General features: G+C 60.3%; 14 protein-coding genes and 12 pseudogenes. 10 read left to right on the top strand and 16 right to left on the bottom strand.

Going from position 1 to position 23,225, the window contains the following annotated elements:
• The first annotated feature begins 392 nt into the window (after positions 1 to 392).
• Complete coding sequence (locus CBM2586_RS31590; protein ID WP_012354797.1) at positions 393 to 596, top strand: cold-shock protein; 204 nt, start codon at positions 393 to 395, stop codon at positions 594 to 596.
• 895 nt (positions 597 to 1,491) lie between these two features.
• Here CBM2586_RS31590 and CBM2586_RS31595 read toward each other — a convergent pair.
• Positions 1,492 to 2,454, bottom strand: coding sequence for an IS5 family transposase (locus CBM2586_RS31595; RefSeq protein WP_012354594.1), 963 nt, complete (start codon positions 2,452 to 2,454; stop codon positions 1,492 to 1,494).
• A gap of 156 nt (positions 2,455 to 2,610) precedes the next feature.
• Between CBM2586_RS31595 and CBM2586_RS31600 the strand changes: the two are divergent.
• A pseudogene (locus tag CBM2586_RS31600) lies at positions 2,611 to 3,183 on the top strand (IS5 family transposase); the annotation flags it as partial.
• A 345-nt stretch (positions 3,184 to 3,528) separates the two neighbouring features.
• A pseudogene (gene istA, locus CBM2586_RS31605) lies at positions 3,529 to 4,284 on the top strand (IS21 family transposase); the annotation flags it as partial.
• On the opposite strand, the pseudogene CBM2586_RS31610 reads toward istA (CBM2586_RS31605), so the two are convergent.
• A pseudogene (locus tag CBM2586_RS31610) lies at positions 4,285 to 5,504 on the bottom strand (ISL3-like element ISRta1 family transposase). It lies immediately after the preceding pseudogene.
• Positions 5,505 to 5,537: 33 nt separating this feature from the next.
• Here CBM2586_RS31610 and CBM2586_RS31615 point away from each other — a divergent pair.
• Positions 5,538 to 5,747 (top strand): annotated as a pseudogene (locus tag CBM2586_RS31615) (IS21 family transposase); the annotation flags it as partial.
• A gap of 100 nt (positions 5,748 to 5,847) precedes the next feature.
• Here the strand turns inward: CBM2586_RS31615 and CBM2586_RS31620 are convergent.
• From CBM2586_RS31620 to CBM2586_RS31635, 4 genes and pseudogenes are all read right to left on the bottom strand, one after another.
• Complete coding sequence (locus CBM2586_RS31620) at positions 5,848 to 6,054, bottom strand: hypothetical protein (RefSeq protein WP_012354803.1); 207 nt, start codon at positions 6,052 to 6,054, stop codon at positions 5,848 to 5,850.
• Positions 6,051 to 6,818: pseudogene (gene istB / locus CBM2586_RS31625) on the bottom strand (IS21-like element helper ATPase IstB). Before istB (CBM2586_RS31625) ends, CBM2586_RS31620 begins: the two are co-directional and overlap by 4 nt.
• Positions 6,805 to 8,307: an IS21 family transposase gene (gene istA / locus CBM2586_RS31630; protein WP_012354806.1), complete on the bottom strand. Its 1,503-nt coding sequence runs from the start codon at positions 8,305 to 8,307 to the stop codon at positions 6,805 to 6,807. The pseudogene istB (CBM2586_RS31625) and the gene istA (CBM2586_RS31630) overlap by 14 nt, the downstream one beginning before the upstream one ends.
• An 806-nt stretch (positions 8,308 to 9,113) precedes the next feature.
• Positions 9,114 to 9,224: pseudogene (locus CBM2586_RS31635) on the bottom strand (transposase domain-containing protein); the annotation flags it as partial.
• Between the two features lie 180 nt (positions 9,225 to 9,404).
• Here CBM2586_RS31635 and CBM2586_RS32510 point away from each other — a divergent pair.
• Positions 9,405 to 9,584 (top strand): ATP-binding protein, encoded by a 180-nt coding sequence (locus CBM2586_RS32510; RefSeq protein WP_240988367.1) that lies wholly within the window; start codon positions 9,405 to 9,407, stop codon positions 9,582 to 9,584.
• 2 nt (positions 9,585 to 9,586) lie between these two features.
• Positions 9,587 to 9,814, top strand: a complete 228-nt coding sequence (locus CBM2586_RS32515) for an ATP-binding protein (protein WP_240988366.1) — start codon at positions 9,587 to 9,589, stop codon at positions 9,812 to 9,814.
• 163 nt (positions 9,815 to 9,977) lie between these two features.
• On the opposite strand, the gene CBM2586_RS31645 is transcribed toward CBM2586_RS32515, so the two are convergent.
• The 3 genes and pseudogenes from CBM2586_RS31645 to CBM2586_RS31655 form a co-directional block, all read right to left on the bottom strand.
• A complete protein-coding gene (locus CBM2586_RS31645) occupies positions 9,978 to 10,313 on the bottom strand; it encodes a hypothetical protein (protein ID WP_012354810.1) in 336 nt (111 codons plus the stop codon).
• A gap of 1,163 nt (positions 10,314 to 11,476) precedes the next feature.
• Positions 11,477 to 11,774: pseudogene (locus CBM2586_RS31650) on the bottom strand (hypothetical protein); the annotation flags it as partial.
• Between the two features lie 80 nt (positions 11,775 to 11,854).
• Positions 11,855 to 13,093, bottom strand: coding sequence for an IS4 family transposase (locus CBM2586_RS31655; RefSeq protein WP_012354743.1), 1,239 nt, complete (start codon positions 13,091 to 13,093; stop codon positions 11,855 to 11,857).
• A gap of 137 nt (positions 13,094 to 13,230) precedes the next feature.
• Between CBM2586_RS31655 and CBM2586_RS31660 the strand changes: the two are divergent.
• A pseudogene (locus tag CBM2586_RS31660) lies at positions 13,231 to 13,876 on the top strand (transposase); the annotation flags it as partial.
• 366 nt (positions 13,877 to 14,242) lie between these two features.
• Here CBM2586_RS31660 and CBM2586_RS31665 read toward each other — a convergent pair.
• Positions 14,243 to 15,342, bottom strand: a pseudogene (locus tag CBM2586_RS31665) (IS5 family transposase).
• Between the two features lie 409 nt (positions 15,343 to 15,751).
• On the opposite strand from CBM2586_RS31665, the pseudogene CBM2586_RS31670 reads away from it, so the two are divergent.
• Together CBM2586_RS31670 and istA (CBM2586_RS31675) are read left to right on the top strand one after the other, a co-directional pair.
• Positions 15,752 to 15,922, top strand: a pseudogene (locus CBM2586_RS31670) (Lrp/AsnC family transcriptional regulator); the annotation flags it as partial.
• An 80-nt stretch (positions 15,923 to 16,002) separates the two neighbouring features.
• A pseudogene (gene istA / locus CBM2586_RS31675) lies at positions 16,003 to 16,536 on the top strand (IS21 family transposase); the annotation flags it as partial.
• 120 nt (positions 16,537 to 16,656) lie between these two features.
• Here the strand turns inward: istA (CBM2586_RS31675) and CBM2586_RS31680 are convergent.
• The 4 genes and pseudogenes from CBM2586_RS31680 to istB (CBM2586_RS31695) all read right to left on the bottom strand — a co-directional run bounded on the left by CBM2586_RS31680 (position 16,657) and on the right by istB (CBM2586_RS31695) (position 20,227).
• A pseudogene (locus tag CBM2586_RS31680) lies at positions 16,657 to 17,662 on the bottom strand (tyrosine-type recombinase/integrase).
• Positions 17,662 to 19,011, bottom strand: coding sequence for a tyrosine-type recombinase/integrase (locus CBM2586_RS31685; RefSeq protein ID WP_012354819.1), 1,350 nt, complete (start codon positions 19,009 to 19,011; stop codon positions 17,662 to 17,664). The pseudogene CBM2586_RS31680 and the gene CBM2586_RS31685 overlap by 1 nt, the downstream one beginning before the upstream one ends.
• A 15-nt stretch (positions 19,012 to 19,026) precedes the next feature.
• Positions 19,027 to 19,395, bottom strand: coding sequence for a tyrosine-type recombinase/integrase (locus tag CBM2586_RS31690; protein ID WP_232348032.1), 369 nt, complete (start codon positions 19,393 to 19,395; stop codon positions 19,027 to 19,029).
• A 64-nt stretch (positions 19,396 to 19,459) separates the two neighbouring features.
• The gene (gene istB, locus CBM2586_RS31695) at positions 19,460 to 20,227 is read right to left on the bottom strand and encodes an IS21-like element helper ATPase IstB (RefSeq protein ID WP_012354821.1); all 768 of its coding nucleotides are present in this window, start codon (positions 20,225 to 20,227) and stop codon (positions 19,460 to 19,462) included.
• A 465-nt stretch (positions 20,228 to 20,692) separates the two neighbouring features.
• Here istB (CBM2586_RS31695) and CBM2586_RS31700 point away from each other — a divergent pair, with 465 nt between their 5' ends.
• Positions 20,693 to 20,953: a helix-turn-helix domain-containing protein gene (locus tag CBM2586_RS31700; protein ID WP_256461669.1), complete on the top strand. Its 261-nt coding sequence runs from the start codon at positions 20,693 to 20,695 to the stop codon at positions 20,951 to 20,953.
• A gap of 32 nt (positions 20,954 to 20,985) precedes the next feature.
• Here CBM2586_RS31700 and CBM2586_RS31705 read toward each other — a convergent pair whose 3' ends face one another.
• Positions 20,986 to 21,291 carry a GSU2403 family nucleotidyltransferase fold protein gene (locus tag CBM2586_RS31705; protein WP_232348034.1) on the bottom strand — a complete coding sequence of 102 codons (306 nt, stop codon included), beginning with the start codon at positions 21,289 to 21,291 and terminating at the stop codon, positions 20,986 to 20,988.
• Between the two features lie 358 nt (positions 21,292 to 21,649).
• On the bottom strand, positions 21,650 to 23,212 hold the full coding sequence (locus CBM2586_RS31710; RefSeq protein WP_012354823.1) for a Fic family protein: 1,563 nt from the start codon (positions 23,210 to 23,212) through the stop codon (positions 21,650 to 21,652).
• Positions 23,213 to 23,225: the final 13 nt, after the last annotated feature.

Raw genomic sequence — 23,225 nt, forward strand, 5'->3', positions numbered from 1 at the left:
TCCACTTAGCCGACTGTCCGAATTTCCGCCGCCACCTCTGCGCTCGATTCTTTTCGCCGGCGCTTATGAACTAACTGCATTGGGCTTCATCTAAGCAAGTGCAATACGCATTCTGACAGGAAACGTAGAAGAATGCAGGTGGCGGCATTTTAGCGCCAACTGGCGCGCCGTTGGCGAAACTAGCGGCGCATGGGCCGTTGACGGGGCGAACTTTCGTCACGGATTCGGTTCGCACTGATGAATTGAGTTTTTCTTCAGAAGGCTTTTTAATCCGCATTACTATGTTGTCATAGCGTCAAGCGTGGTTATATTTATGCTATTGCACACATAGTAGTGTTTTTCCAGCAAGAGATGTGGCCCAAGGCCAAAACAATAGCAACTTTGAGGATGAAATGGCGACTGGTATTGTAAAGTGGTTCAACAGTGAAAAAGGATATGGGTTCATCACGCCCGATGATGGCGGTAAAGACTTGTTCGCTCATTACAAGGAAATCCAAGGTGCCGGCTTCAAGTCACTGGAGGAGGGCGCGAAAGTAGAATTTGAAATCACGCAGGGTATGAAGGGGCCGCAGGCGTCAAAGATTCGTAAGCTCTGAGCACTTGATAGCCATTTAACTATCTGGCGGCGTGGCGCTAATTTGTCCGCGAGTTTGGCACCATCGTCGCTCCTTTGTATTTTTTTCCGGAAATCGCTGGGAAGATATGCGCAATTCAGGATTGTAATTACCACTTCCACAAGACCCTCGCAGCAGGGCATATAATATTTGAGTGCTTTCGTTATCCGCAAGTGGCGCCAGCAATCGGTGCGTTGTAGTAGTGGGAGCAGACTGAATCGTCGGGCGCTAAAGTACGGCCCAGCCACATCCGTTGGTCGCCCGATTTCTGCACTTCCCCAACCGGTCGGAAATTACTGTGGCGTCAGGTCGGTTCTTGACGCGGGTGAAGCGGCGTATCGCCTCTTGATGATCTTGGGCATGTATGGATCTGCGCCGCCTGCCGAATTTGGATCGACGTGCGCAAATGGAGCAAGAACAACATGCCACTGGGTCGGCTTGCCAACGCAGCGTTGCGGGAGCGAAAGGTCCAATTGCACGATGCGCTCGAACTATTAGTCGCTGTAAAGATTAGGCGCGACGGTGTCGTTGACTTCAACGCCCGGGGCATGAAATGTTTTTTTTCGCATCGCTTGATCTGAATGTCGCAACCCCGAGCATTCATGTGTTGTCGCTGGAACAATGCGAACAAGCACTCCAGTACATCGTGGAGTCTCATGCTTCGCGCTGAGCAACTCCTTGAACCTGAACTCAATCGAGGCGGCTCCGCGCCGCTAGGGATACTCTGCACAAACGCGAATCGAGTGTGCTTGGCCGTTTAACAGGAAGCTGAATGCGCCACGACGCCAACCTATCAGCTCGGAGCGAAGCTATCTCGCACGCGCGAAGCAGCATTCGCGGGCTGCGCGCGAGGCATCGGCGTGAGCCAGAAACGCGCTCATGCCCCGGCAGCCAGCAGTTTGCCGCGCGCCATCCACAAGTTGGACAGTGCGAACAAGGTCATGAGTTGCGCGGTGTTCTTCCTCAGCCCTCGATAGCGGACCTTGGTGTAGCCGAACTGCCGCTTGATGACCCGGAACGGATGCTCGACCTTGGCCCGGATGCCCGCCTTGATTCGCTCGACCTGATCGACGAGCGCGCCAAGTGGTTTGCTTTGGTCCAGGACGCGACGTTTGCCTGGCTTCATCGCTACGTGCCAGTTCACGCCCGCCCGCGCGTCCGGACGCTTCTCCACGCCCTGATAGCCCGCATCGCCGAACGCGTCGGTTTCCTCTCCATGCAGCAGGCTGTTGCCCTCAACCACGTCGTTGACCTTGCCCGCCGTGCCCCGCACCGTGTGCACCAGCCCGCTTTCGGCGTCCACGCCAATGTGCGCTTTCATGCCGAAATACCACTGGTTTCCTTTCTTGCTCTGGTGCATCTCTGGGTCGCGTTCGCCCGACCCATTCTTGGTCGAACTCGGTGCGCTGATCAGTGTCGCGTCCACCACCGTGCCCGCGCGCAGCATCAATCCCTTGTCGCGAAGGATGTCGTTGACCAGCGCGAGGATCTGAGCGGCCAGCTTGTGCTTCTCCAGCAGGTGACGGAACCGCAGGATGGTGCTCTCGTCGGGCAGCCTCACCGTCCAGTTGTCCAGCCCGGCGAACTCCCGATACAGCGGCACGTCGTGCAGCGCTTCTTCCATCGCCGGGTCCGACAGGCCGAACCATTGCTGAAGGAAGTGGATGCGCAGCATTGCCTCGACCGCGAACGGGGGACGGCCGCGCTTGCCTTCCGGGGCGTACGGAGCGATCAGCATCACCAGATCGGCCCATGGCACCACACGGTTCATCTCGTCCAGGAATTCGCGCTTGCGGGTGCGCTTGGTCGACAAGTTCAGTCCAAGGTCAGTTTGTTTCATGCGCCACATGCTCGCTGGCTCGACGATTCATTGCAAGCACATCCGCCGGCTAATTGTGCAGAGCATCCTTAGCAGGCCGCTGAAATACCTCCAGCGGACGTCAGCGCGACGACTGGCTGAAGCGTTGCTTTGAGGATCCCATCCAATCCCACATTCATGCGCGGCGCAGATACCTTCACGGGAAGCTTGTTCACTATGCGGAGGCTGGAGGATTTCGTGCCGCAGTCCCATCCGCTGCGCTCGATCCGGACTATGGCCAACCAGGCGCTGGTGAAGATGGACCGGCTGTTCGCGCAGATGTACGAGGCCGATATCAAGGGTGGCCGCCCCAGTATCGCGCCGGAGAAGTTGCTGCGGGCCATGCTGCTGCAGGTGCTCTACAGCATTCGCTCTGAGCGCCAGCTCATGGAGCAGACGCAATACAACCTGCTGTTTCGCTGGTTCATCGGGCTGTCGATGGACGACTCAGTTTGGGTGCCCACGGTCTTCACCAAGAACCGCGAGCGACTGATCAAGCATGATGCGGTGATCCAGTTTTTCAACGAGGTGCTGGCCATCGCGCAGAAGAAGAACTGGCTGTCGGGTGAGCACTTCAGCGTGGACGGCACGCTGATACAGGCGTGGGCAGGCCACAAGAGCTTCGTGCGCAAGGATGGCGACGACCAAGACGATGACGCCGGCGGCAGCTTCAAAGGTCGCAAGCGCAGCAACGAGACACACGAATCACGTTTCCGACTGCGTCGAGAGCGTCAATAGCCGCTCTCGCAACCACACTTCGAAGCTGTCCAGTAGGGGCCGGGACCTCCTTTGCTGCCGCACCTGTTGAAGTTCGAGCCCGAGCCAGGCAGTGGCTCCAGATTCGCCGGCGCCATTACGCCGGTGATTCCCTGGCGCCATTACGCCGAAGATCTGGTGGCGCCAATACGCCGGCGACGGATTGGCTCCATCATGCCGGCGATTCACATTCAGCATGTAGTTGATGGCTTTGGTCGTCCATTACGGCGGCGATCTCCTTTCATTGACCGCTACGCTTCCGGCTTTTGGCCGGAAGGGAGCATGAACAGAAGGTTCGAGATGTTTCATTACCGACAGGTCCTGGTGCGGATGCGCCAGGGCGATTCTGACCGGGACATCGCCCGATCCAAGACGATGGGGCGGCGCAAGCTGTCCCAGGTCCGAGAGACCGCGAGCAACCGGGGCTGGCTAGGTCCCGACACCCCGTTGCCCACCGACGCGGAGCTGGCCGAGGTCTTCGGCCGCGACAGCATGGCAGCACCGTTGCCCCCCAGTTGCGTGTCGCCGCTGGAAGCCTGGCGCGAACAGATTGTGCAGTGGCACGCGGCCGGCATTCAGGGCACGACGATCCTCAGCGCCCTCGAGCGCAACCATGGTTACTGCGGTAGCACGTCGTCCATTTACCGGTTCCTCAAGCAAATCAAGGAATCTGAGGTACCGGAAGTCCCCATGCGGCTAGAGTTCAAGCCGGCTGAGGCCGCGCAGATTGACTTTGGCGCCGGCCCGACGCTCACCGATGTGTATACCGGCGAGATCCACAAGACCTGGTACTTTGTCATGACGCTTTGCTGGTCCCGGCACCAGTACGTCGAGATCGTGCGCGACCAGACCATTGCCACCTGGCTGCAGTGTCACCGACATGCCTTCGAATGGTTTCATGGGGTGCCGGTGCGGCTCATCATCGATAACCCCAAGTGCGCCATCACCAGGGCCTGCATCTACGAACCGGAAGTTCAGCGGGCCTACGCGCAATGTGCCGAGGGCTATGGCTTCCGCATTGACCCCTGTCCGCCACGGGACCCACAGAAAAAGGGTTCATCGAGGAATTCCGGGGAAGGCTGCGCGGATTTTGAGGAAGAAGTATTCCTCGTCGCGATAGCCGTACGCGCGGCGCTTGATGACCTTGATGGTGTTGTTGATGCCTTCGACCACGCTGGTGTTCAATGGGTGGCGGCAGCGGGCCAAGATGCCATGCCAGTAGCCTTGCAGGCGCTTCGCAAACAACTCCAGGGCAGGTATTCGGCTCTGCCGAGCCTGCTCGCACCATTGCTCCCAAGCTTTTTGCGCCCACGCCGGGCGGCGGTAGAACCATAGCCGCTTTAGCTCGTCGCGCAACAGATAGACTGTCAGCAATGGCCGGTTCGCCTCCAGGACCTCATCCAGATGAACCGCCTGGGGGACGCTCAAGTTCTCCCGATTCCGCAGCAGTAGCCAGCGTGTGGACTTGAGCACCCGTCTGGCCGGCCGATCGTGCCGCAGCTGATTGGCCTGATCCACCCGTACTCGGTCGATGACCTCACGCCCGTACTTAGCTACCACGTGGAACAGGTCGAAGACCACCTCTGCTTGCGGGCAATGCGCCCGGATCTCCAACTCATACGCGGTCGTCATGTCGATGGCGACGGCCTCGATGCGCTGCGCAACGCCGGCGGGAGCTGCTCAAAGAAGGCTCGGGCGGTCTCGCGTGAGCGCCCCTGTCCGATCCAGAGCACCTGCCGCCCAATGGGGTCGACTACCACCGTGGCATATCGATGCCCCTTGTGTAGCGCGAACTCATCCATGGCCAGGTAGCGGATATTGGACCAGTCCGGCTCGGCCACTGCCTCACGCAAGCGAGCCTTATCGATCGATTTAACTGTGTGCCAGCCCAGATCGTAGAAGGCCGCCACCGCCTGCACCGTACAGTGGCGCAACAAGTGGCCGCAAGCCTGGGCCAAGCGGGCCGTCACGCGTTGGTAGCGCCCAAGCCATTCCAGCCGCTCCAGCCTCGGACCGCCGCAACGGTCGCACCAAACGCGCCGGCGCGGCACGTGCAGTACGACCCGATACTCGAACAGCGGAAGGTCCCGGACTCGCCTGACCACTGTCTCATGCACCTGATGGCAGCGCGCGCCACACTCCTCGCAATGCATGACCTTGCTGACCGGCTTCAAGTACAACGACAGCGTACGGCTCTCTCCCTCCGGCCATTCCACGCGCTCCAGCCGGTAGCCCTTCCAGCAACCCAGTGCTTGCAGCGTCTTGCGATCCAGCACACATCCCCCTGATACCTGAAGAAACAGACATCAGCATACAAAATGTGCTCTTTCGGGCCACGGTTTTCTGCGAAGAACCAGAAAAAGGGCATCGTGGAATCGGGAGTCAAGTACGTAAAGAACAGCTTCGGGCCGCTGCGCGACTTCCGCGACCTCGCCGATGCCAACCGCCAGGTGCGCGCCTGGGTCATGGCCGAGGCCGGCACTCGCATCCACGGCACGACGCGCCAGCAGCTGTTGACGGCGGTGTAAAAGCGGCAGTAAATGGCGGCGTACGGTTGGGTAAGAAGGTCAACAGCAAGGGGCCGCATGCGGCCCCTTGCTGTTTGGGTTGGACAGCAGGTTAGAACGGATCGTCGAGGCTTTTCTCGGGGGGCGAGCGCTGCTCACTCAGCAGGTCATGCAATGCGAGCTGGTAGTGAGCGCAGATCCGCTCGCGTAGATCGTCGATGAGTTCGACGACGGCGAGCGCCTGCTCAGCGGACCAGTTGTCTGGGATCAGGAAGTCGAGCCCCTGGGTGATGCCTGACGGCAGATGCAGATGCGTCATGATGGTTTTTTCTCCGCCCGGGCCACGCTGCGTTTCTTTGCTCGCTGATCGGCCCGCTCGCGCGCTTCCTTGACGCGATACGACTCGCCCTCGATCGCGATGACTTCGGCACGATGCACCAGTCGGTCAACCAGCGAGACGACGCAGGCGGCATTCGGGAACACCTCAGACCATTCGACGAATGGTCTGTTTGTTGTAACCACCGTACTGGTGGCGCCATATCGGCGACTGATGAGCTCGAACAGCAGATCGGCATGTCGGTTTGAGTACGACAGGTAGCCGACCTCGTCGATGACCAGCACGTCCGGCGAGGCATAGCGGTGCAGGCGCCGACGCAAGGCCGAATCGCTGTCAAGAGCGGCCAGCTCGCCGAGCATCTGGCAGGCGGTGGTGAACAGCGCCGTGTGCCCGTGGACGAGCGCCTGATAGGCCAGATTCAGCGCCAGGGTCGATTTGCCGACGCCGTTCGGGCCGATCAGCACGACGTTGGCCGAGTCCTTGACGAACTCCAGCTACATCAATTCCTCGACGGCGGCCCGGTCGCAGCGCGTCGGCCACGTCCAGTCGAAGTCGCACAATGGCTTGAAGTTGCCCAGGCGGGCATCCCGGATGCGTCGCTCCAGCGAGCGACGCGAGCGCTCCTCTTCTTCCCATTGCAGCAGCGGCGCTACCCATCCAGCATCAGCGACCTCCGGCCAGTGCGCCAGCAGCCCATGCAGGCGCAAGGCATTCGTACGGCTTTGCAGGTTCTCAGGCGTGTTCATTGGCATCTCCAGCGATCTGATCGTAGATGTCGAGCCGGTGGGGTATGACCAGCTTGTCCTTGTGCCGGACGTGTTCAGGCAGATGGATGCCCACCGGCGGGGGTGCATGGCGCGCTTCGCGCCGGCGCTCCAGCGCCAGGCGCACCGGATTCTGGTGAGGTGCCGCGTCGCTGGCGAGGGTTTCCTCGATCGCCGCTTGCAGTTCGGCGGCGCCATACCGGTCGAGCAGCCGCAGCAGGTGGGTGGTGATGTTGCCCAGATTGCCGCCCCGTTCCGCCGCGCGCAGCAACAGCGCCTGGCTGGCCGGCGCCGCCCGAGCCAGATGGTCAAGTCCGCGATGGTGGCGGGCTTCGCGTTTGCGTTCGACCAGGGCGTTGATGTGTGCGGCAATTTCTATCTGCGCGCCGCGATCGTAACTGCGCTCATGAGTGGCGAGCAGTTCCGTGCCATCGAGGATGCGTACCTGCCGGGGACTGGCCCGCACCGTGAGCGTGCGTCGCACATGGGTATGCGGGATCGTGTAATCATTCAGGCCGAAGCGCACGTACGGTGTCTTGCCGACCTTGACGTTCTGTTGCGGTTCGCACGGATAGGGATTCTCCGGCAAGGCGAGCAGGCTGGGCTGCTCGCGGCAGAACGCCTCGCGTACGCTGATCGTCGGTTCTTCCCGGCAGGGGCGATCGGCCGCAAGTCCCGCACACCAATGGGCGGCTTGAGCGTTGAGCTCATCGAGGTCGGTCACGGTGCGTCCGGCGAAGAAGTTCTCGCGCACGTAGCGGATGGCGCGCTCCACGCGCCCTTTCTCGTTGCCACGGGCGACGGCAACCGGCCGGGGCTCGTAGCGGTGATGCGCCGCGAACGCGAGCAGCGTCGGATGGAAACGGATCGCATCTCCCTGGCGTTCCAGAACGGCGCTCTTCAGGTTGTCGTAGAGCAGGACCCTGGGCAGGCCGGACCAAGCCTCGAAGGCGCCGGCATGGCCGGCCAGGAAGCTATCCATGCGCGCATCGAGGAAGAATCTCAGATAGATCTGCCGCGACCACGACAGCACCATCACGAAGGCCATCAGCGGCCGGCGCGCGCGGCCGATCTGCAGATGGCCGAAGTGTCCCCAGTCAACCTGCCCTTGTTCCCCCTGCAGGGTGCGCAAACGCAGATAGGCTTCGGGCAGTGGGCGCGGCCGGTGCAGCGCGATCATGTGCCGGAAGTGGTGCTGGCTCCCGCGGTAGCCACGCTCGGTCACCATCGCATACAGGCGGCTGGCCGTGAGCGACGGGAACTTCTTCAGCGTCTCATGGATGAATGGCAGGTAGGCGTCGATCTGCGAGGGCCGCTGCACCGTGCCAATCCGGGGTAGGCCGGCCTGTGCCAGCACACGTTGAACGGTGTCGCGGTGCACATGCAACTGGCGCGCGATGGTGCCGGCGCGCCATTTCTCGACGTGGTAGTAACGCAGAATCTGGGCTTCGAGTTCTACTCCAATGGTCATGGGTCGTGTCCTGTGCGGTCAGTCGTACGAACATCACGGAAGACCCTACGACGCAGTGGTCCGAGGCGAACAAAGCCCGAGTATGCGCAACGGCAGAAGTGGCAATGCTCAGACACAGGTATTGAGGCGCCAGCGGGCGCCGGTGCTCTGGCCGGCGTCGTCAAGGTCAGCGGCAGTAGAGCATCGGCGGCCTGCGCGACGGAACCCTGATGCGTCACTTTCTTTTGGCGACAGCGATAGCGGCGCATCCGCTCCGCGTGCGCCAGGCGGCCGCGGCGGCTGTGTTGGTAGCGCTGAGCGGCCTCGCGCAGACTGGCGCGGCGCGCTGCTTGCGAGCAGCCGCCATTGCAGTAGACCTGACCGCGGTCGCAGCGGCGGCAAACAATGACCTGCGCCCGGCAATGAGCGCACACAAAGAGGCGGCCCGTGGCCGGCATCGGCAATCCCCCGTTATGCCGAAACGGCCTCGACGGGCTGGACGAGCCGTGCCATACTGGCCCGGCACGCGCGCCCTTGGCACGAGTGGGGCACGACATCGGGATGAACTTGGCGGTTTGGACCGGTGTCGTGCCTGTTTCTTTTCGGCGGTAAATCCGACCTTTTTACCGCATCCCTACTGCGACGTCACCACCTTGCGGAATGCCCGTCACCGGGCGCGTCTGCACTCGCCCTACGGGCTCGTTCCGACGCGCCCGGTGACAACCCTTCAATATCAAATCAGAAGACCTTGGGACAGTCCTGCAATGCAGGAGTTGTTCTGCATCTTTAAGCTACGCCACCGTTTAGTGCCGGTTTTAAACAGCCGTTCACAAGGGCAGCAGAGCCTCATAGTCGTCGGCTGTCTGTGCCTGTGGCAACGCCTTGAACAAGGCAACGAGATACTGATACGGATCTACGTCGTTGGCCTTACAGGTTTTTCACTCCACCCGAATCCAACCGGCGATTCCACGGCAAAGCAACCATGGATTCCACGGGAAGCCGACCATCTTGCCGGGGTAGGAAATCCCGCCTGGTAGAGCGCTGGGATGCAGGGATAACCATGGCACTCTCGATCGCAGGTCAGCATCGACCAGCTCGGCTTCGAAGAACGTCTCGGGCTGCTCGTCGAACGCGAATGCAGCAAGCGCCAGTCGCGCATGTTCTCGGCCCGGCTGCGGCGCGCACAACTTCGCTTCCCAGACGCCGTCCCCGAGGACATCAACTACCGCGCTGCCCGCCGCCTGGACCGGGCCCTGCTGGCCCGCCTGTTGACCGGGGAATGTACTGGGGACACCTGAACGTGATCCTCATCCGCAAGACAAGCCTCGGCAAGAGCTGGCTGGCGTACGCCTTGGCGAACCAGGCTTGCCGACATGGCTACTCCGTCGGCTACCTGCGCATGCCGAAGTTCAGGGAGGAGATGGCTATGGTCGATGGCAGCGGGCGCTTCGGGACGTTGCTGGCCCAATGGGCCAAACCCGACATTCTAGTGGTGGACGACTTTGCGACGACGCCCCTTGCCGACTAGGCGCGCCGTGATCTGCTTGGCCTGCTGGATGTTCAGCACGGCTCGCGCTCAACCGTCGTCACCAGTCAAATCCCCGCTCCGGGCTGATAGGTTGGAGTCGTGGCGCATTCAGCTCCCTGTTAAACGGCCAAGCACACTCGATTTGCGTTTGTGCAGAGTATCCTTAACCATTCTTCTCAAGAGTGATTTGAAGCCTTTCTTTAGGTGTCACGGTTGCTTCGTAGATTGCGATGTGATCGTTCGACGCGAAAGTAACGTGCGGCGTTCCTTGAACATGACCCAACTGTGGGTTCACCGTATGCCCGTAGGGCGTCACTGCGACCGCATCGCCCGGCACGCCTATCTCGTCGAGCGTGAGGGTTCTAGACTGCATCGCGGGATAATCGCCGCTCGATATCGTCGTGGCATGCCACGTGCCGTCGCTACTCTGCCACTGGACTGAGAAGCAGAACACATAGCCGGTTTTGTTTTTTACTGTGATCTTTTGAGCCTGGATCATGATTTTTCCCATGCGAAGAAATTATAGGAATGACGTAAAGGGACTCTCTGCTTAGCGATGCTCGGTCTTCTCCTTGGTCAGTCGAGATAAGTCGCGCCAAAAGCACTTCTGCGGCTATAGGAAGAGAAGGTCGCGGGATATCAATAATGAAGTAAATGCAATCTATGTTCCTGGCGCCCAGGAAAACTGATAACCATCCGAAAAGTGAATAAATCAATACTTATTCTTGGGTGATTTGTTATAATTGTTATATCATTGAACATCATGTTGTCTTAAACTGTACACCGCTGCCCCGGTTCCCGCCACTGACCTAGCAGGCCGCTGAAATACCTCCAGCGAACGTTGTGAAAAACCGCTAACCCACCGGCCCTATCGGGGAAGTCGCACCTCTTCCGCAGCCTCACCGAGGAGCCCCTCAATCTCGATTTATGCAACAACGCCGCTTCAAGCAATGACGTAGCAAAACTTGATTTTGATCAACAACAGGGAAGTTGGCCATTCTTTCTGCCTTGCCTCGCACATACCATATTGCCTAGACTTCTCTAGCCATTCCTCGTGCTGTTTCAGGAATGACGAACATAGCGAGTTCGTGCCATTTTGGCATCCAGCAGGAAATATTGGAATGGAATGGGCCCAGTGTTTTGCCTCGACGGCATTTCTCAAATCTTTGTAATTGTGGCTCGACATTTAAACTTCAAACTTTCAAGGATCCAATCATGTCTAACATCAAGAAGGCAGTGTTCGGCGCGCTAATGACCATCACTTTGCTCGGGGGCGCGGTGTCTGCATCAGCTCAGCCAGTATGCCAACCCCAGCATCCAGGGCAGACATGCGAGTATGATGCGGTGCTGAAGACCTGCATTTGTAACTAAGAATTGAAAGGCCTGGATAGTACGCTCCATGCCCGTCAATATGGACACCTTCTTTAATCCGCTCCCTCAAAGTTTGACGCCCGTCTAACTTTGAGGGGTGTATTACCAATGCGAGGATATTCCGTTCAACAACGATACGACCATCCTTAATGACCATGGATGCGTAACCAGAAACAGACGGCAATGGGTTCGCCGGGGCTCACAGAATGCACAGTGATAACAGTAAGCTGGGTTGCTTCGCGGCCGCGCCGCCTCTGTTCCATCTTCCTACCAACACCCCGATGGCGTCTAGTCATTGTTGGCATCGAGCGTGCACATCTGGCGGAGGGGCCGGAAGGCTCCACGTGATCCGTCGATCTCATGCGGCAGCCGGATCTGCTCCCACGGCACGACCGGATCGGGCAGTGCCGCCGTGACCAGGGCGCGCGCCCGCTGAATCGCTGATCTGCGGCTCGGGGAGGGGCAGCGACCGCAACGTTTCGGGCGCGCGGGCGACCGCCTGGCGCGACGACGCGCCCGCGTACCAGGCGCGCAGGGCCGCCAAGGCGGCGGCGTCGGGGAAATCGGGCGAGATCATCGTGTCTTGCATCGAAAATCGTTCGCGGGGTGCGTAAGCTTTGGTATGGAGATGGCCAGGCCGGCACCAATCCACCCAAGTTACTGTAAGCATCAACAAGCCTTATAGGCAGCATGATGAGGCTTCTGGCGAGGCGGACGGGGCTTGGCGCGATCCGGTCGCACGCGATGGATACGTGTTGCGATCAAGGCCAAGGTCTCATTCAGAGCAGCCCTGGCCCAGCGCAGGCCGAGCAGAACCGCAGGCAGGACAGGTTTGAGCGCGGTAATGGCGTAGGTACGGTTGATCCGATGGTCCGAGTCAATGTCATGTTCCTGCGCGGCGGTGAGGCAGCATAGGGCGTGCAGGTTGTCACATAGGATTTTGGCGCCGAAGTCCTGCCTGGCGGCCAACTGCGAGAGGCCGGACAGATGTTCGAGTGCCATGCGGTGTTTGAGGCGTTTGAACGCCTCCTCGAGGCGCCAGCGCTGGTGATAGAGATCGCGGAAGGTGGCAGCCGGATAGTGGTGCATGTCGAGCAGATTGGTGATGAGCACGCGCACCTTGCCGGCTGGCGAGATCTGCCGGATCAGCCGGACGGTCTGCGGAGTAGCCGCACACTCATAGTCGCGCGCGTCATTTCGGGCTGGAGCCGGGAGCGTGACGATGGCCTCGTCGCGACCGGAGCGGACGAAGTGCCGCACGGCAGCAAAGCCGCTACCGTCGGCGCGCATGCAGAAAGGGATTTTTCGTTGGTTGAGCACGGCCACCAGCCAGCGGGCGGGGTAGCCGCGATCGAGCAAGAGCAAGTCGTCGGATTGCAGGCGGTCCAGATGCTCGAACAGGATCTGGCGTTCGTTCTCGTGCACGCTGTGCAGTGAGGCGGCGAGCATGATCTCGGCCCCGGGCAGGTATAGGCCGAAGGCGAGTTGATCGCGAGTGGCGGCTCGAGGCAGATGGCTGTGGCGGATGGCGAAACGCAGGTGTGAGGCGTCCGCGGCGACTAGCCGAAAGCCATGCCAGCGCGGCAAATGGTCTGACACCTGCCGAAGCAGCCAGTCATTGAGGTGAGCAAAGACATCGCCGCTGAGTTTGCTGCGAGCCTGGGCGAAGGCTTGTTCACTGACGCAACGGCGCAAGATGTTCTGGCGCGCGAGCGCGGCGAAGAATTGATCGAGTTCGGCTTGTACGCCCATGCGCAAGTTGCCAAGCATGAAGGCGATCAGTGTCGGCAGAGTGAGCTTGCGCTGACGGGTGAATGCGGAGGGTCGTTCGGGATGGCGAGCAAGATCGTGAAAGACCTTGGTGTGCAGATATTCGGTAAGCGAAGCGAACAAATCGGTCAGGGGCATGAGAGCCAAGCGAAGATCGAGAAGCGATCCTCTATTGGCCGCCGCCCTGCTTGCGCTAAACAGCCAGCGCAAGCAGGGCGGCGGCCGCTCGAACCTCGTCACATGTCAAGCGTTCGCGGGGGCAAATCGCGATTCTATTGACGGCTAAACTTGGGTGGATTGGCTCCAGGGGGGGCTACCGTGTCAAGAACTGGGCGCAGTTCGACAAGGGATTGATACCCCGAGGAGATATCCCGAGGTGGGTGAGGAACTTGCTCGGGCCGCCGGCTAAAGCCCTGTCGCCCTATCGTGGCCACCCGCTCGCCTATACGGATGCGCTGATCCAGGAGCTGATCGCTCTCAAGCAGGGGTTCCCGCTGCCGCTGCGCGTGCTGCAAGGCTTCGAGTAGAGCTTGCGTAGCCTGGCCTTCCCAACGTTGCCAGCGCCGAACTACACGACAATGAGCCGCGCGCAGAATCTGAACGTCGTGCTGCCCGTCTCGCGTACTGGCGAGCCGCCGCATCTGGTGATCGATAGCGCGGGGCTGAAACTTTACGGCGAAGACGAGTGGAAGGTTCGCAAGCACAGTTGCTTCAAGCGACGGACCTGGCGCACGGTCCATCTTGCTATGGACGCCAACACCAGATACGCCGATTGATACCATCGGAGGTGACGGCGCTTACGACAATAAGGCAAGCCACGCCGAAATTGCCGCGCGAGTTGCACAGCCCGCTATTCCACCACGCGATGGAGCGAAGCCTTGGTCTGAAAGTACGTCGGGCGCCGTCTCGCGTTCCGGCGCGGAGGCGTGCGCCGGTAGCTTGTCAGGATGACGGGCCGAACTGTTATGCTTTCACAGTGAGTTGCTGTTTTAGACCGGGAGCAAAATCTGCGGCATTCAAGTAGTGGTTCTCGATGGGACCCGTACGATGTCGTGTGAACAATAGCTTATCGAAGCTTCTCACCCTATTCTCTGCCGAGTTAAACGCTCTGCCGGTCTGATGTGGCGCTTCACCAATTGATCTAGCAGGCTGCTGAAGTACTCATCGCGCTAGCGATGAGTTTTTCCCCGCAAGGCGGGGAGCGCTGTTTTTCACAATCCGGAAGCCGGACGTCACTGCCTCGGCTTTTTCCGCATTTTGGCGCCCATTCCGGCCTCATTAGCGCGATTACTGCAACTGCGAACGGATTTGTCCCAGCGAGCGCATGCGCACGAGGTGGTAGGCGGCCATGCTCAGCACAAACATCTGATCGACTTTCTTCAGACCGCGCACCATCACCTGACGCATGCGCCCCACGGTCTTGACCCACCCGAAGCCCTGTTCGATCAGCTTGCGCTTTTGTTGCGAGACGGCATAACCGGCGCTGGAAGCAATGGCATCAGGAACGGCCGAGCGACGACCCGATGTGTTCTGCGCCACGTGGGGCGTCACCTTCATTTCCAGGCAGGCCTCAATGAACTCGTGCGCGTCATAGCCCTTGTCCGCGCCCACGGTGACTTCCACATTCAGGTCTTCAATCACCTGCCTGGCATCGTTAAGCATGACCTTTGCGGCCTCCCGCTCGGCGTGTCCGTCCGCCTTGGTCACCATGGCGCTAACCACCAGGCCATGGCGGTTGTCGCTCAGGGTATGACCCATGTAGCGCAGCTCACTGGATGTCTTGCCCTTGCGGTAGAGCTTGGCATCGGATCGGTCTTGGATTCGTGTGTCTCGTTGCTGCGCTTGCGACCTTTGAAGTTGCCGCCGGCGTCATCGTCTTGGTCGTCGCCATCCTTGCGCACGAAGCTCTTGTGGCCTGCCCACGCCTGTATCAGCGTGCCGTCCACGCTGAAGTGCTCACCCGACAGCCAGTTCTTCTTCTGCGCGATGGCCAGCACCTCGTTGAAAAACTGGATCACCGCATCATGCTTGATCAGTCGCTCGCGGTTCTTGGTGAAGACCGTGGGCACCCAAACTGAGTCGTCCATCGACAGCCCGATGAACCAGCGAAACAGCAGGTTGTATTGCGTCTGCTCCATGAGCTGGCGCTCAGAGCGAATGCTGTAGAGCACCTGCAGCAGCATGGCCCGCAGCAACTTCTCCGGCGCGATACTGGGGCGGCCACCCTTGATATCGGCCTCGTACATCTGCGCGAACAGCCGGTCCATCTTCACCAGCGCCTGGTTGGCCATAGTCCGGATCGAGCGCAGCGGATGGGACTGCGGCACGAAATCCTCCAGCCTCCGCATAGTGAACAAGCTTTCCGTGAAGGTATCTGCGCCGCGCATGAATGTGGGATTGGATGGGATCCTCAAAGCAACGCTTCAGCCAGTCGTCGCGCTGACGTCCGCTGGAGGTATTTCAGCGGCCTGCTAGGGCGCCAGCGCCGAGGCAAGCCAGTCTTCTTTCCAACTCCCCGCCAAGCATCAATATGTGAAGGTTGTGGAACACGAACCGGCGCCAGCATCAGTCGGCGAAACCGCCATTACAAGATCCACATTGCCAGCCATGGTCGGCATTTTGCTAGGCTGGAAACTCGTTGTACCCCGAGCGTGCCTGGTAGTTCAACGCGTTGAGTCTGTCCAAGCGAATCGATGTTGGCATCGTCGCAATTGTCGGCGTCTGATATCAGCTTACGCCGGCGTGGAGATTGACTGGGACTGGACAATGCGGGGCGAAAATATTGTGTAGGCATCAATGAATCTCGACACAACAGATCTGCGAATTCTCGATGAACTCCAGCAGAACAGCGCTCTAACGAACGTTGAACTAGCGCGCCGCGTTCATCTTTCTCCGTCGCCGTGTCTCGCTCGGGTCAGAGCCCTCGCGAGTGCCGGCGTAATACGGCGCTATGTCGCACTTGTTAGTTGTTAGCGCCGATGTAAAATTGACCCACCCCGCCGAAGTAAAACTGACCCACCTGGTGGAGGATGGCGGATTTGCCGCCGATGCTGACACAGGAGCAAGCAGTGGAAATCAGGGTATTGGCGAAACGAGGTGCGGGGGTGAGGGAGATAGCACGGCAGACGGGTCTGTCGCGCAACACGGTGCGGCGCTATTTGGGCGACGAACACGCGGGTCGGTACAGGCCGCGTGAGCTCAGGGCAACGAAGCTTGCGCCGCACCACGGCTATTTGCTGGAGCGCATCGAAGCGGCACGCCCGCGCTGGATTCCGGCGACCGTGCTGCTACGCGAGTTGCGCGAACGCGGCTACGACGGTGGCGTCAGCCAGCTCGAGGTGTTTCTGGCGCCGCATAAGCGCGCCGAGCCCGAGCCGCTGGTGCGCTTCGAGACGGCCCCTGGCAAGCAAATGCAGGCCGACTTCACAGTCATTCGGCGCGGGCGCGAGCCACTGCTGGCACTGGTGGCGACGCTGGGCTACAGCCGCGCGAGCTTCGTGCGTTTCACGGCCGGCGAGGACACCGCCACGCTATGCGCCTGTCTGGAAGAGGCGCTGGCTTTCTTCGGCGGCGTGCCTGAATAATCGGCAGCTGCCGATTACTCAGGTAATCAGCAGCAGCGAGAAATCCGAAGGAACTCGCCCCGTCCTTTGCTCCTCCATACCCAACAGCGACAGTTCCTTCAGATTTGGTAGGCCAGCTCAAAGCGATTCCAGCCAAGTGAGCAAGTCCTCGTTGCGGCGCCATGGTGGTGGCTTGTCGATCTTCGAATGCGGCTGCAGCCGCTGCAGGGCTTCGCGTTTGGTGTCCAAATTTGCTTGGGCGTAGTGATTGGTGGTGTCGAGGCTCGCGTGCCCCAACCAACTCCGGATCACGGTGACATCGACGCCAGCGGCGACCAGGTGGACCGCAGCCGCGTGCCGAAAAGTGTGCGGCGAGATCTTATTCGATGCCAACGTCGGCACAACCGCAGCGGCGCTACGCACGTACTGCGTGAGCTTGAAGCGGACTCCCGAGGGTCCCAGAGGCATGCCATATCGATTGACAAACAACCTTTCGTTGCTAGCGCACGGTTGCCGCTGCAGCAATGCCTTTAGCAACTCGACGATCTCTGGCCACAGCGGGCAGATGCGTTCCCTGCGGCCCTTCCCGAGCAGTCGCACGCAGTTCGGTGGGTCGAATCGGATGTCGGCAGGACAAAGATTGAGCACCTCTTGTATCCGCGCACCCGTGTTATAAAGGAGCCATAGCAGCACGTGATCACGTTGTCCTTCCAGCTGGGTGCGATCCGGCTGCGCCCGGATTGCCTCGATCTTGTGCATGTGGAGCTCCTGGCGCACCGGCATCGGCGCCTTCTTAGTCGGAATTCGCAGCACCTCGGAACACTGCTCGATGGCTGTGGGGTCACGCTCGGCGACGAAACTGAAGAAGCTGCGCAACGCAGCGAGACGACAGTTTGCGCGTGCCGATAGAGACCTTGCGCTCGCGCTCGCTGTGCTGCAAGAACGCAGCGACCTCGGTTGCGTTTAGCGCTTGCAGCGTGAGATCGGCGACACGACAACGTCGGCGCTCAGCGACAAAACGCAGGAACAGTCGCCAGGCGTCTCGGTAGGAACGTATCGTGTGGGCGGAGACGTTGCGCTGTTCTGCCAGCCGCTCATAGAAGAAGGTCCGCAGCAGTCGCGGGAAAGGATCGGTCGGCTTCATCATGATGCTCTCCCGGGGATGTGCACCTGATGCAGCACCAGATGTCGAAACCGCTCGCTGGCGAGCTGCAGCAGTTCCTGCGTCACGGTCAAGTAGACGAGCGTGGAGTTGATGTCCTTGTGGCCTAGGTAGGTTGCCAGGTACGGCAGCCGCGCCTGAGGATTGATTCCTTGGCGATACCAGGAAAGCATCCGATAGACGACGAAAACGTGCCGAAGATCATGGATTCGAGGCCCGCAGCGTCCCTGTTCGGGCTTGAGCCCGGCGCGTCTCAACACGGCCACCAGCAACTTCTCGATCATCACCCGCGAGTAGCGACCGGCAGCCTGCTGATGCCAGAACAAGCCGCTGTCGCCGTCCTGCGGTGCTCCGGCGCGTCGTCTCGCGTCGAGATACTCGCGCAGCGCTGCCACCACACTGTCAGACAGGGGCAGGCTTCTGGATTTGAAGAGCTTCGTCTCGCGAACTTCCAGCATGCCCGTGCTGAGGTCGAAGTTCCCAAGATCCAGCCGCGCGAGTTCACCAAGACGCAGTCCGGCGCAGCAGGCGAGTACGAGCATTGTGTACAGCGCAAGTGGCCGGAGCGGAGCGCGAGGAGATGGGAAGGCGCGCGCGGTGTCGAACAACAACTGCAGCTCTTGCGGGGTATAGATGTACGGACGCCGACGTTCCCATTCGATGCGGTGCTTCAGTCGACGATCCGGCGGCGGCAGTGCGACGCTCGGATCGACACGTCGCCATGCGCGCAACAGGGCGCGTCCCGCCTGTTGGCACTCCCAGGCGTGATTCAGCGTCCGGCCCTGTGCGGCCCACTGCTGCAACAGTACCGCCGGCGGTCGCCCGGGGAGTTCCGGGCGACCTTGCAGGAACCGGTCGAAACGCAGGAGCCAGCCCGACTGTGTCTCATAACGGTAGCCTACCGCGCGCATGAGCTCCACATGCTCGCGCAGCATCTCGCCGAGAAAGCTGGCGAACCGAGCCGGCGGGCGCAGAGACTCGAGCGCCTGCAGAGGTTCGGCTGCGAGCAGCGCACGCGCGATTGGCGTGCCGTATCGTTGACCATAGCAGGAGCGCAGCTCCGCCAGTGGGTTGTGCGAAATCATGCCCTCCGAGTGGAGATAATCTAGGAAGCGATCAACGATGCACGCCCGGTGCAGCACCATGTGGACAGGCGAGTGCCGCGCGCGCTCCAGCAGCCATCCCTGCATCGTAGAGGTGCTGACTGCGGCATCGCCACGTTGCCGCACGAAACGCTGGAACCCGCGCAAAACACAACGGTAGACCTTGGCCGTATCGCGACTGCGCAGCCCCAGGTGATGTACGTGACGCTCGATCGCGTCGCACTTCATCTTCGAGCCACGTATTCATTGCGCCCCGTCGGTCAGGAGTTCGCTGATCTCCAGGGAGACGTCGCGCAGTTCATCGACAGCGAGCTTCAGGTACGGCAACACGGAACTTGATGAGCGGTGCCCCAGCACGTCCTCAATCAGCTTGGGCGGCACCCCGCCGCGCAATAGGCTGATGGCACGCGCGTGCCGGAAGGCATGCGGTCCGCGCTTGCCATTGGTTTGCACGCCTGCAGCATCGAGCCGCCTGCGCAGTGAGGTGTACAGGCTTGAGCCGTTGGTGCGTATTCCGGTGAATGTGACCGACGATTCCGGCATCGTGACCACTGATTCCGTTTTATCGTGACCGCTGTGGCCCCGCAGTTTCCGGCTGATTGTGACCGGCAATTCCGGCGTCGTGACCGGTGATGGGTTGAGGGTGTTGCGCGGGGACGGATTCTACTCTGCCAAGCTAAGCAGTGTGGCTGCCGCTGGATGTCGTGCTCGTTTTTTGAGCAGACTTTCTGAGCGAATCGCCCGCCAGCGTGATGCGGTGAATACGGTGCATCAGACGATCGAGGATCGCATCGGCGATGGTGGAATCGCCGATCCAGCCATGCCAGTGCTCGACGGGTAGTTGGCTGGTAATGAGTAGCCCACGGCTGCTGCCGCGATCGTCAATGAGTTCAAGCAGGTCATTGCGCGTGACCGCGTCCAGCGGCGCCACCGCCCAGTCGTCCAGTACGATCAGGTCGGTTTTGGCCATCTGCAGCAGCCATTTGCCGAAGCCACCGCTGCCATGCAGAATACGTAACTCTTCTGCCAGCCTGGGCACGCGCAGATAAGCGACGGAATGCCCGCGGCGGCAGGCGTACTGCGCCAGCGCGCAGGCCAGCCAGGTCTTGCCGACGCCGGTCGGGCCACCGATCAGGACAGTATGTCCGGTTGTGATCCAGTCGGACAGCGCGAGACTGGTGACCTGTTTCCGATCAATGCCGCGGCCTGGACGGGCGTCAAGATCCTCGATGGTGGCGTGGGGGTACTTGAGGCGGGCACGCTGCAAGAGACGGGCAAGCTTGCGGTCATTGCGCCAGAGCAGTTCGCGGTCGATCAGCAGCGCCAGGCGTTCCTCGAAGGCGAGCGCGCTGGCGCCGGGCTGGGCAAGCTGTTCTTCCAGGGCGGCGGCAAAGCCGTCGAGCTTGAGTGAGCGCAGTTGCGCGAGCGTGGTGTGGGTCATCATGAGATTGGGTTCCGGTTGTGAGCGCCAGGCAAGCAAGATCGACTGTGGCGGCTGCCCAGCGGTGTGCGAGGGCCATTGAGGTGAATCGCGGGAGTTAGTGCTGCCTGGCAGACAGCGTTACTGGTAGTAGCTGGGGCCGCGCAGGTGTGCGTGGTCGGGACTGACCCACTCGGCAGGAGGGGCCGTGGTCAGCCTATCGCGACCGGTTTCGAGCACGTTCTTGTCATGACCCCAGGAAGCCGCGAAAAATCAAAAATGCAATTAACTACCAGACAGCTACCCACAACAGCATTGTCAGCTTCCAAGGCGAAGGCAACACCGAAGCGGTGCTCCTATTGCGCGTGGACGGCGATGGTAAAATTTCATTTTCGTGAAATTTTATTTCGCCCTATGCCGAGGCCTCTTCCTGATCCAACGCCACCATCACGCGCGACCATCCGCAGCATTGACTAACTTGGTGACCGGATACGGGCAACGCGGGCAGGGGAAGGTATGCCCATTGACCAGGCCGCCACTCATTGTGGCGTTTCCGTTGGCATGCTGTCCAAGCTGGAGAACGGCAAGGGCGTCAATCTGGCGCACGCGCTGCGCGTGATGGACGGACTGGGTTTGACGATGCTCGTCGTGCCGAGGGCGCATGCGGCGTTGCTCGAACAGGCAGCGGCTCATGCGGCCAAGATGGACAAAAATGCAGCCAGGGAGCGGAAAGCCGGGGTTGAAGAGTAGACAACAGCATGTGGCAGGCAACGCGCGGCTTGCTAAACACCCAGCCGGCGGTGGGCGAGCTCTTCCACGATCGATGCCTGGAGCCTGTCGCGAGATACCTTGAGCGGATCGCGCTCTGGGGTGGATGCCATCCAGCGCTCGAAGTCGACGAATGCGGCTGGACTGATCGTCGTCATCCGCGCCATTCTTCCGGTCACGGAAACGATGGGCGCAGAGAATGGAGGCGACCCCAACAGGACATTTGGGCGTCGCACCTGGATTGCCCAGAGGTCATCTTCATAATCTCGCAGAGCATGCCGCCGCGAACTTCTGTGGCCTTGCGGCGCGCGGATTACCACGCTTCGAACATCGTCTTCGCGTCAAGTTACTGGCGCAGCGCATTTTTATCCAACTCGATCCGACGATCCAAGGGGTTTCAGTATAAAAGTGCAATATGCAAATTTCATACTGAAACCCATGCATCATGCAGGCCTTGAGCATCCACCGCAGGGGGCAACTGAGTCGCGCGATGGTGTCATTGCGGATGAGACATTGCAGCCACGCTGCAGGCAGGTTCCTGCTGCAACCTTCATTGAACCCGCGTGGCGGTGCACGCCTTCGGGCTGGTTGATATCCCGGCGCATCCTCTTCGCTGTGCAGGGAGCCGTTCGTCGTGGAGATCGACGAATGCCCAAAGTTATCCCGCACGTAACGCAGTCATCTTGAGGATCCGCTATCGAAAGTCTTGAAAGCAGTCTTCAGACTATCAACCAGATCTGCCACGATCTGGTCATTCTCGAGAATGGGGAACTCCTTTCGGAGCTTGTTGGAGACTGCACCCTGATTGTCCCTGATCGAGCGGATGATCCGATCGATATCGGCATCAGGACCGTCGATGATGTCCTTCACCATCCGCCGAGCGGTTGTCCACTCCTGCAGAATCCCCGCCTCTGTCCTCATCTCCTGCCGGATGGTTTTGTCGATGATGTCGGCCATATATTCGACCTGCACAGTTAGGTCGGGGTAACGCCATGCCGGTAGTGCAGCGTCATATCCGGCAAACTCAAAGTTCGATTGAATGCCATCCGGATACAACGTGCGGGAGGGCGCAAATTCGCAAAGGTTGCCGTACCTGCGCATTAATGGTTTCGAGAAGCATTCAAGGATATGGTCGTAGCGTGCGATGTTCTGCGGTTTCTCCGTGATGACAGCCGAGATCGGCAGGATGAAGGGTCGCGGCACGGCACCATCTCGTCGCAGGACGTCGTTAATGATGAACCGGTGGATACGGCCATTTCCGTCGGCCAGCGGGTGGATGAAAACGAATGCGAACGCGGCCGCGCCGGCCCGAATTACCGAGGATTGCCCGGCGGTGCGCTCCAGAAAGACCTCAAGTCCGTGCAGCAGGTCCCGCAGCCTATCCCAATGCGGAGCGACATAGTGGACGATCTGTTCAAACCGATGCGTTTCGCCAACGAACACCGGCGAGGCCCGCAGCCCGAAACGGGAAATAGTGCTGCGCTCGCTAACGATTTCTCGCTGCAGCTCGGCTAGCGTATCCGGGGACAGTAGCGCGGGGTATTCACCGATCCGCCGTTCCATGACTGCCGCAAATCGGCGAATTCGGTCCAGTTGGTCCTGCTCGTGCTCGATCGCAAACGACGACTTGGATTCCTTGATCGTCAGCCAGACGGCGCTGCGCATCAGGACATTGTCCCCGAACTCGGCATTCAGCTCGTCGAGCCGGGCGGCGCAGTCGTAGTCCTGTGCCGCCTTGACTTCGGGTGTCCGTCGAATCAGGGGGCAGAAATCTCGATTGCCGGGAAGGTTGTCGCGCACGCGCCAACGTTGATTTCGAGTGGGTATCGTCGCGGCAAAGTAAGCCTCAGAGTCAATCGCGTCGACGTAGTTGCCCCCGGTCACGGCCCCGACGCCGGCGATCTGGCGGCCGGTTAGCCATTCATACAGAAATCCAACTCGTCTGGCATACTGGCCGGTGCGCTCGCTGTTCAGCCAGGCAGCCAACTCTCCCTGGGGAAGTACATCAAAGAGCCGTGCCAGGAACTCGAGATGGACTCCTTCCTGTCGGATCGCATAAGTCAGGTGGGCCTGCAGCGTTGGCTCCTGGCGAGAACCGGCGGGATAGATCTCCAGCGTCTTACCCTCGGTGACCACGGAACGCCGAGCGGCGCCAATCTCGCTGGTAATCTGAAATTCCTGTACCGGGGTTATCTGATAGTGCTCTGCGAGCCACTTGTACCCTATCCATTCCGTGCTCAACGTGAACTCCGTC

Origin of the sequence: Cupriavidus taiwanensis (assembly GCF_900250115.1) — a bacterium.
In the GTDB taxonomy this organism is placed as follows: Bacteria; Pseudomonadota; Gammaproteobacteria; order Burkholderiales; family Burkholderiaceae; genus Cupriavidus; species Cupriavidus taiwanensis_B.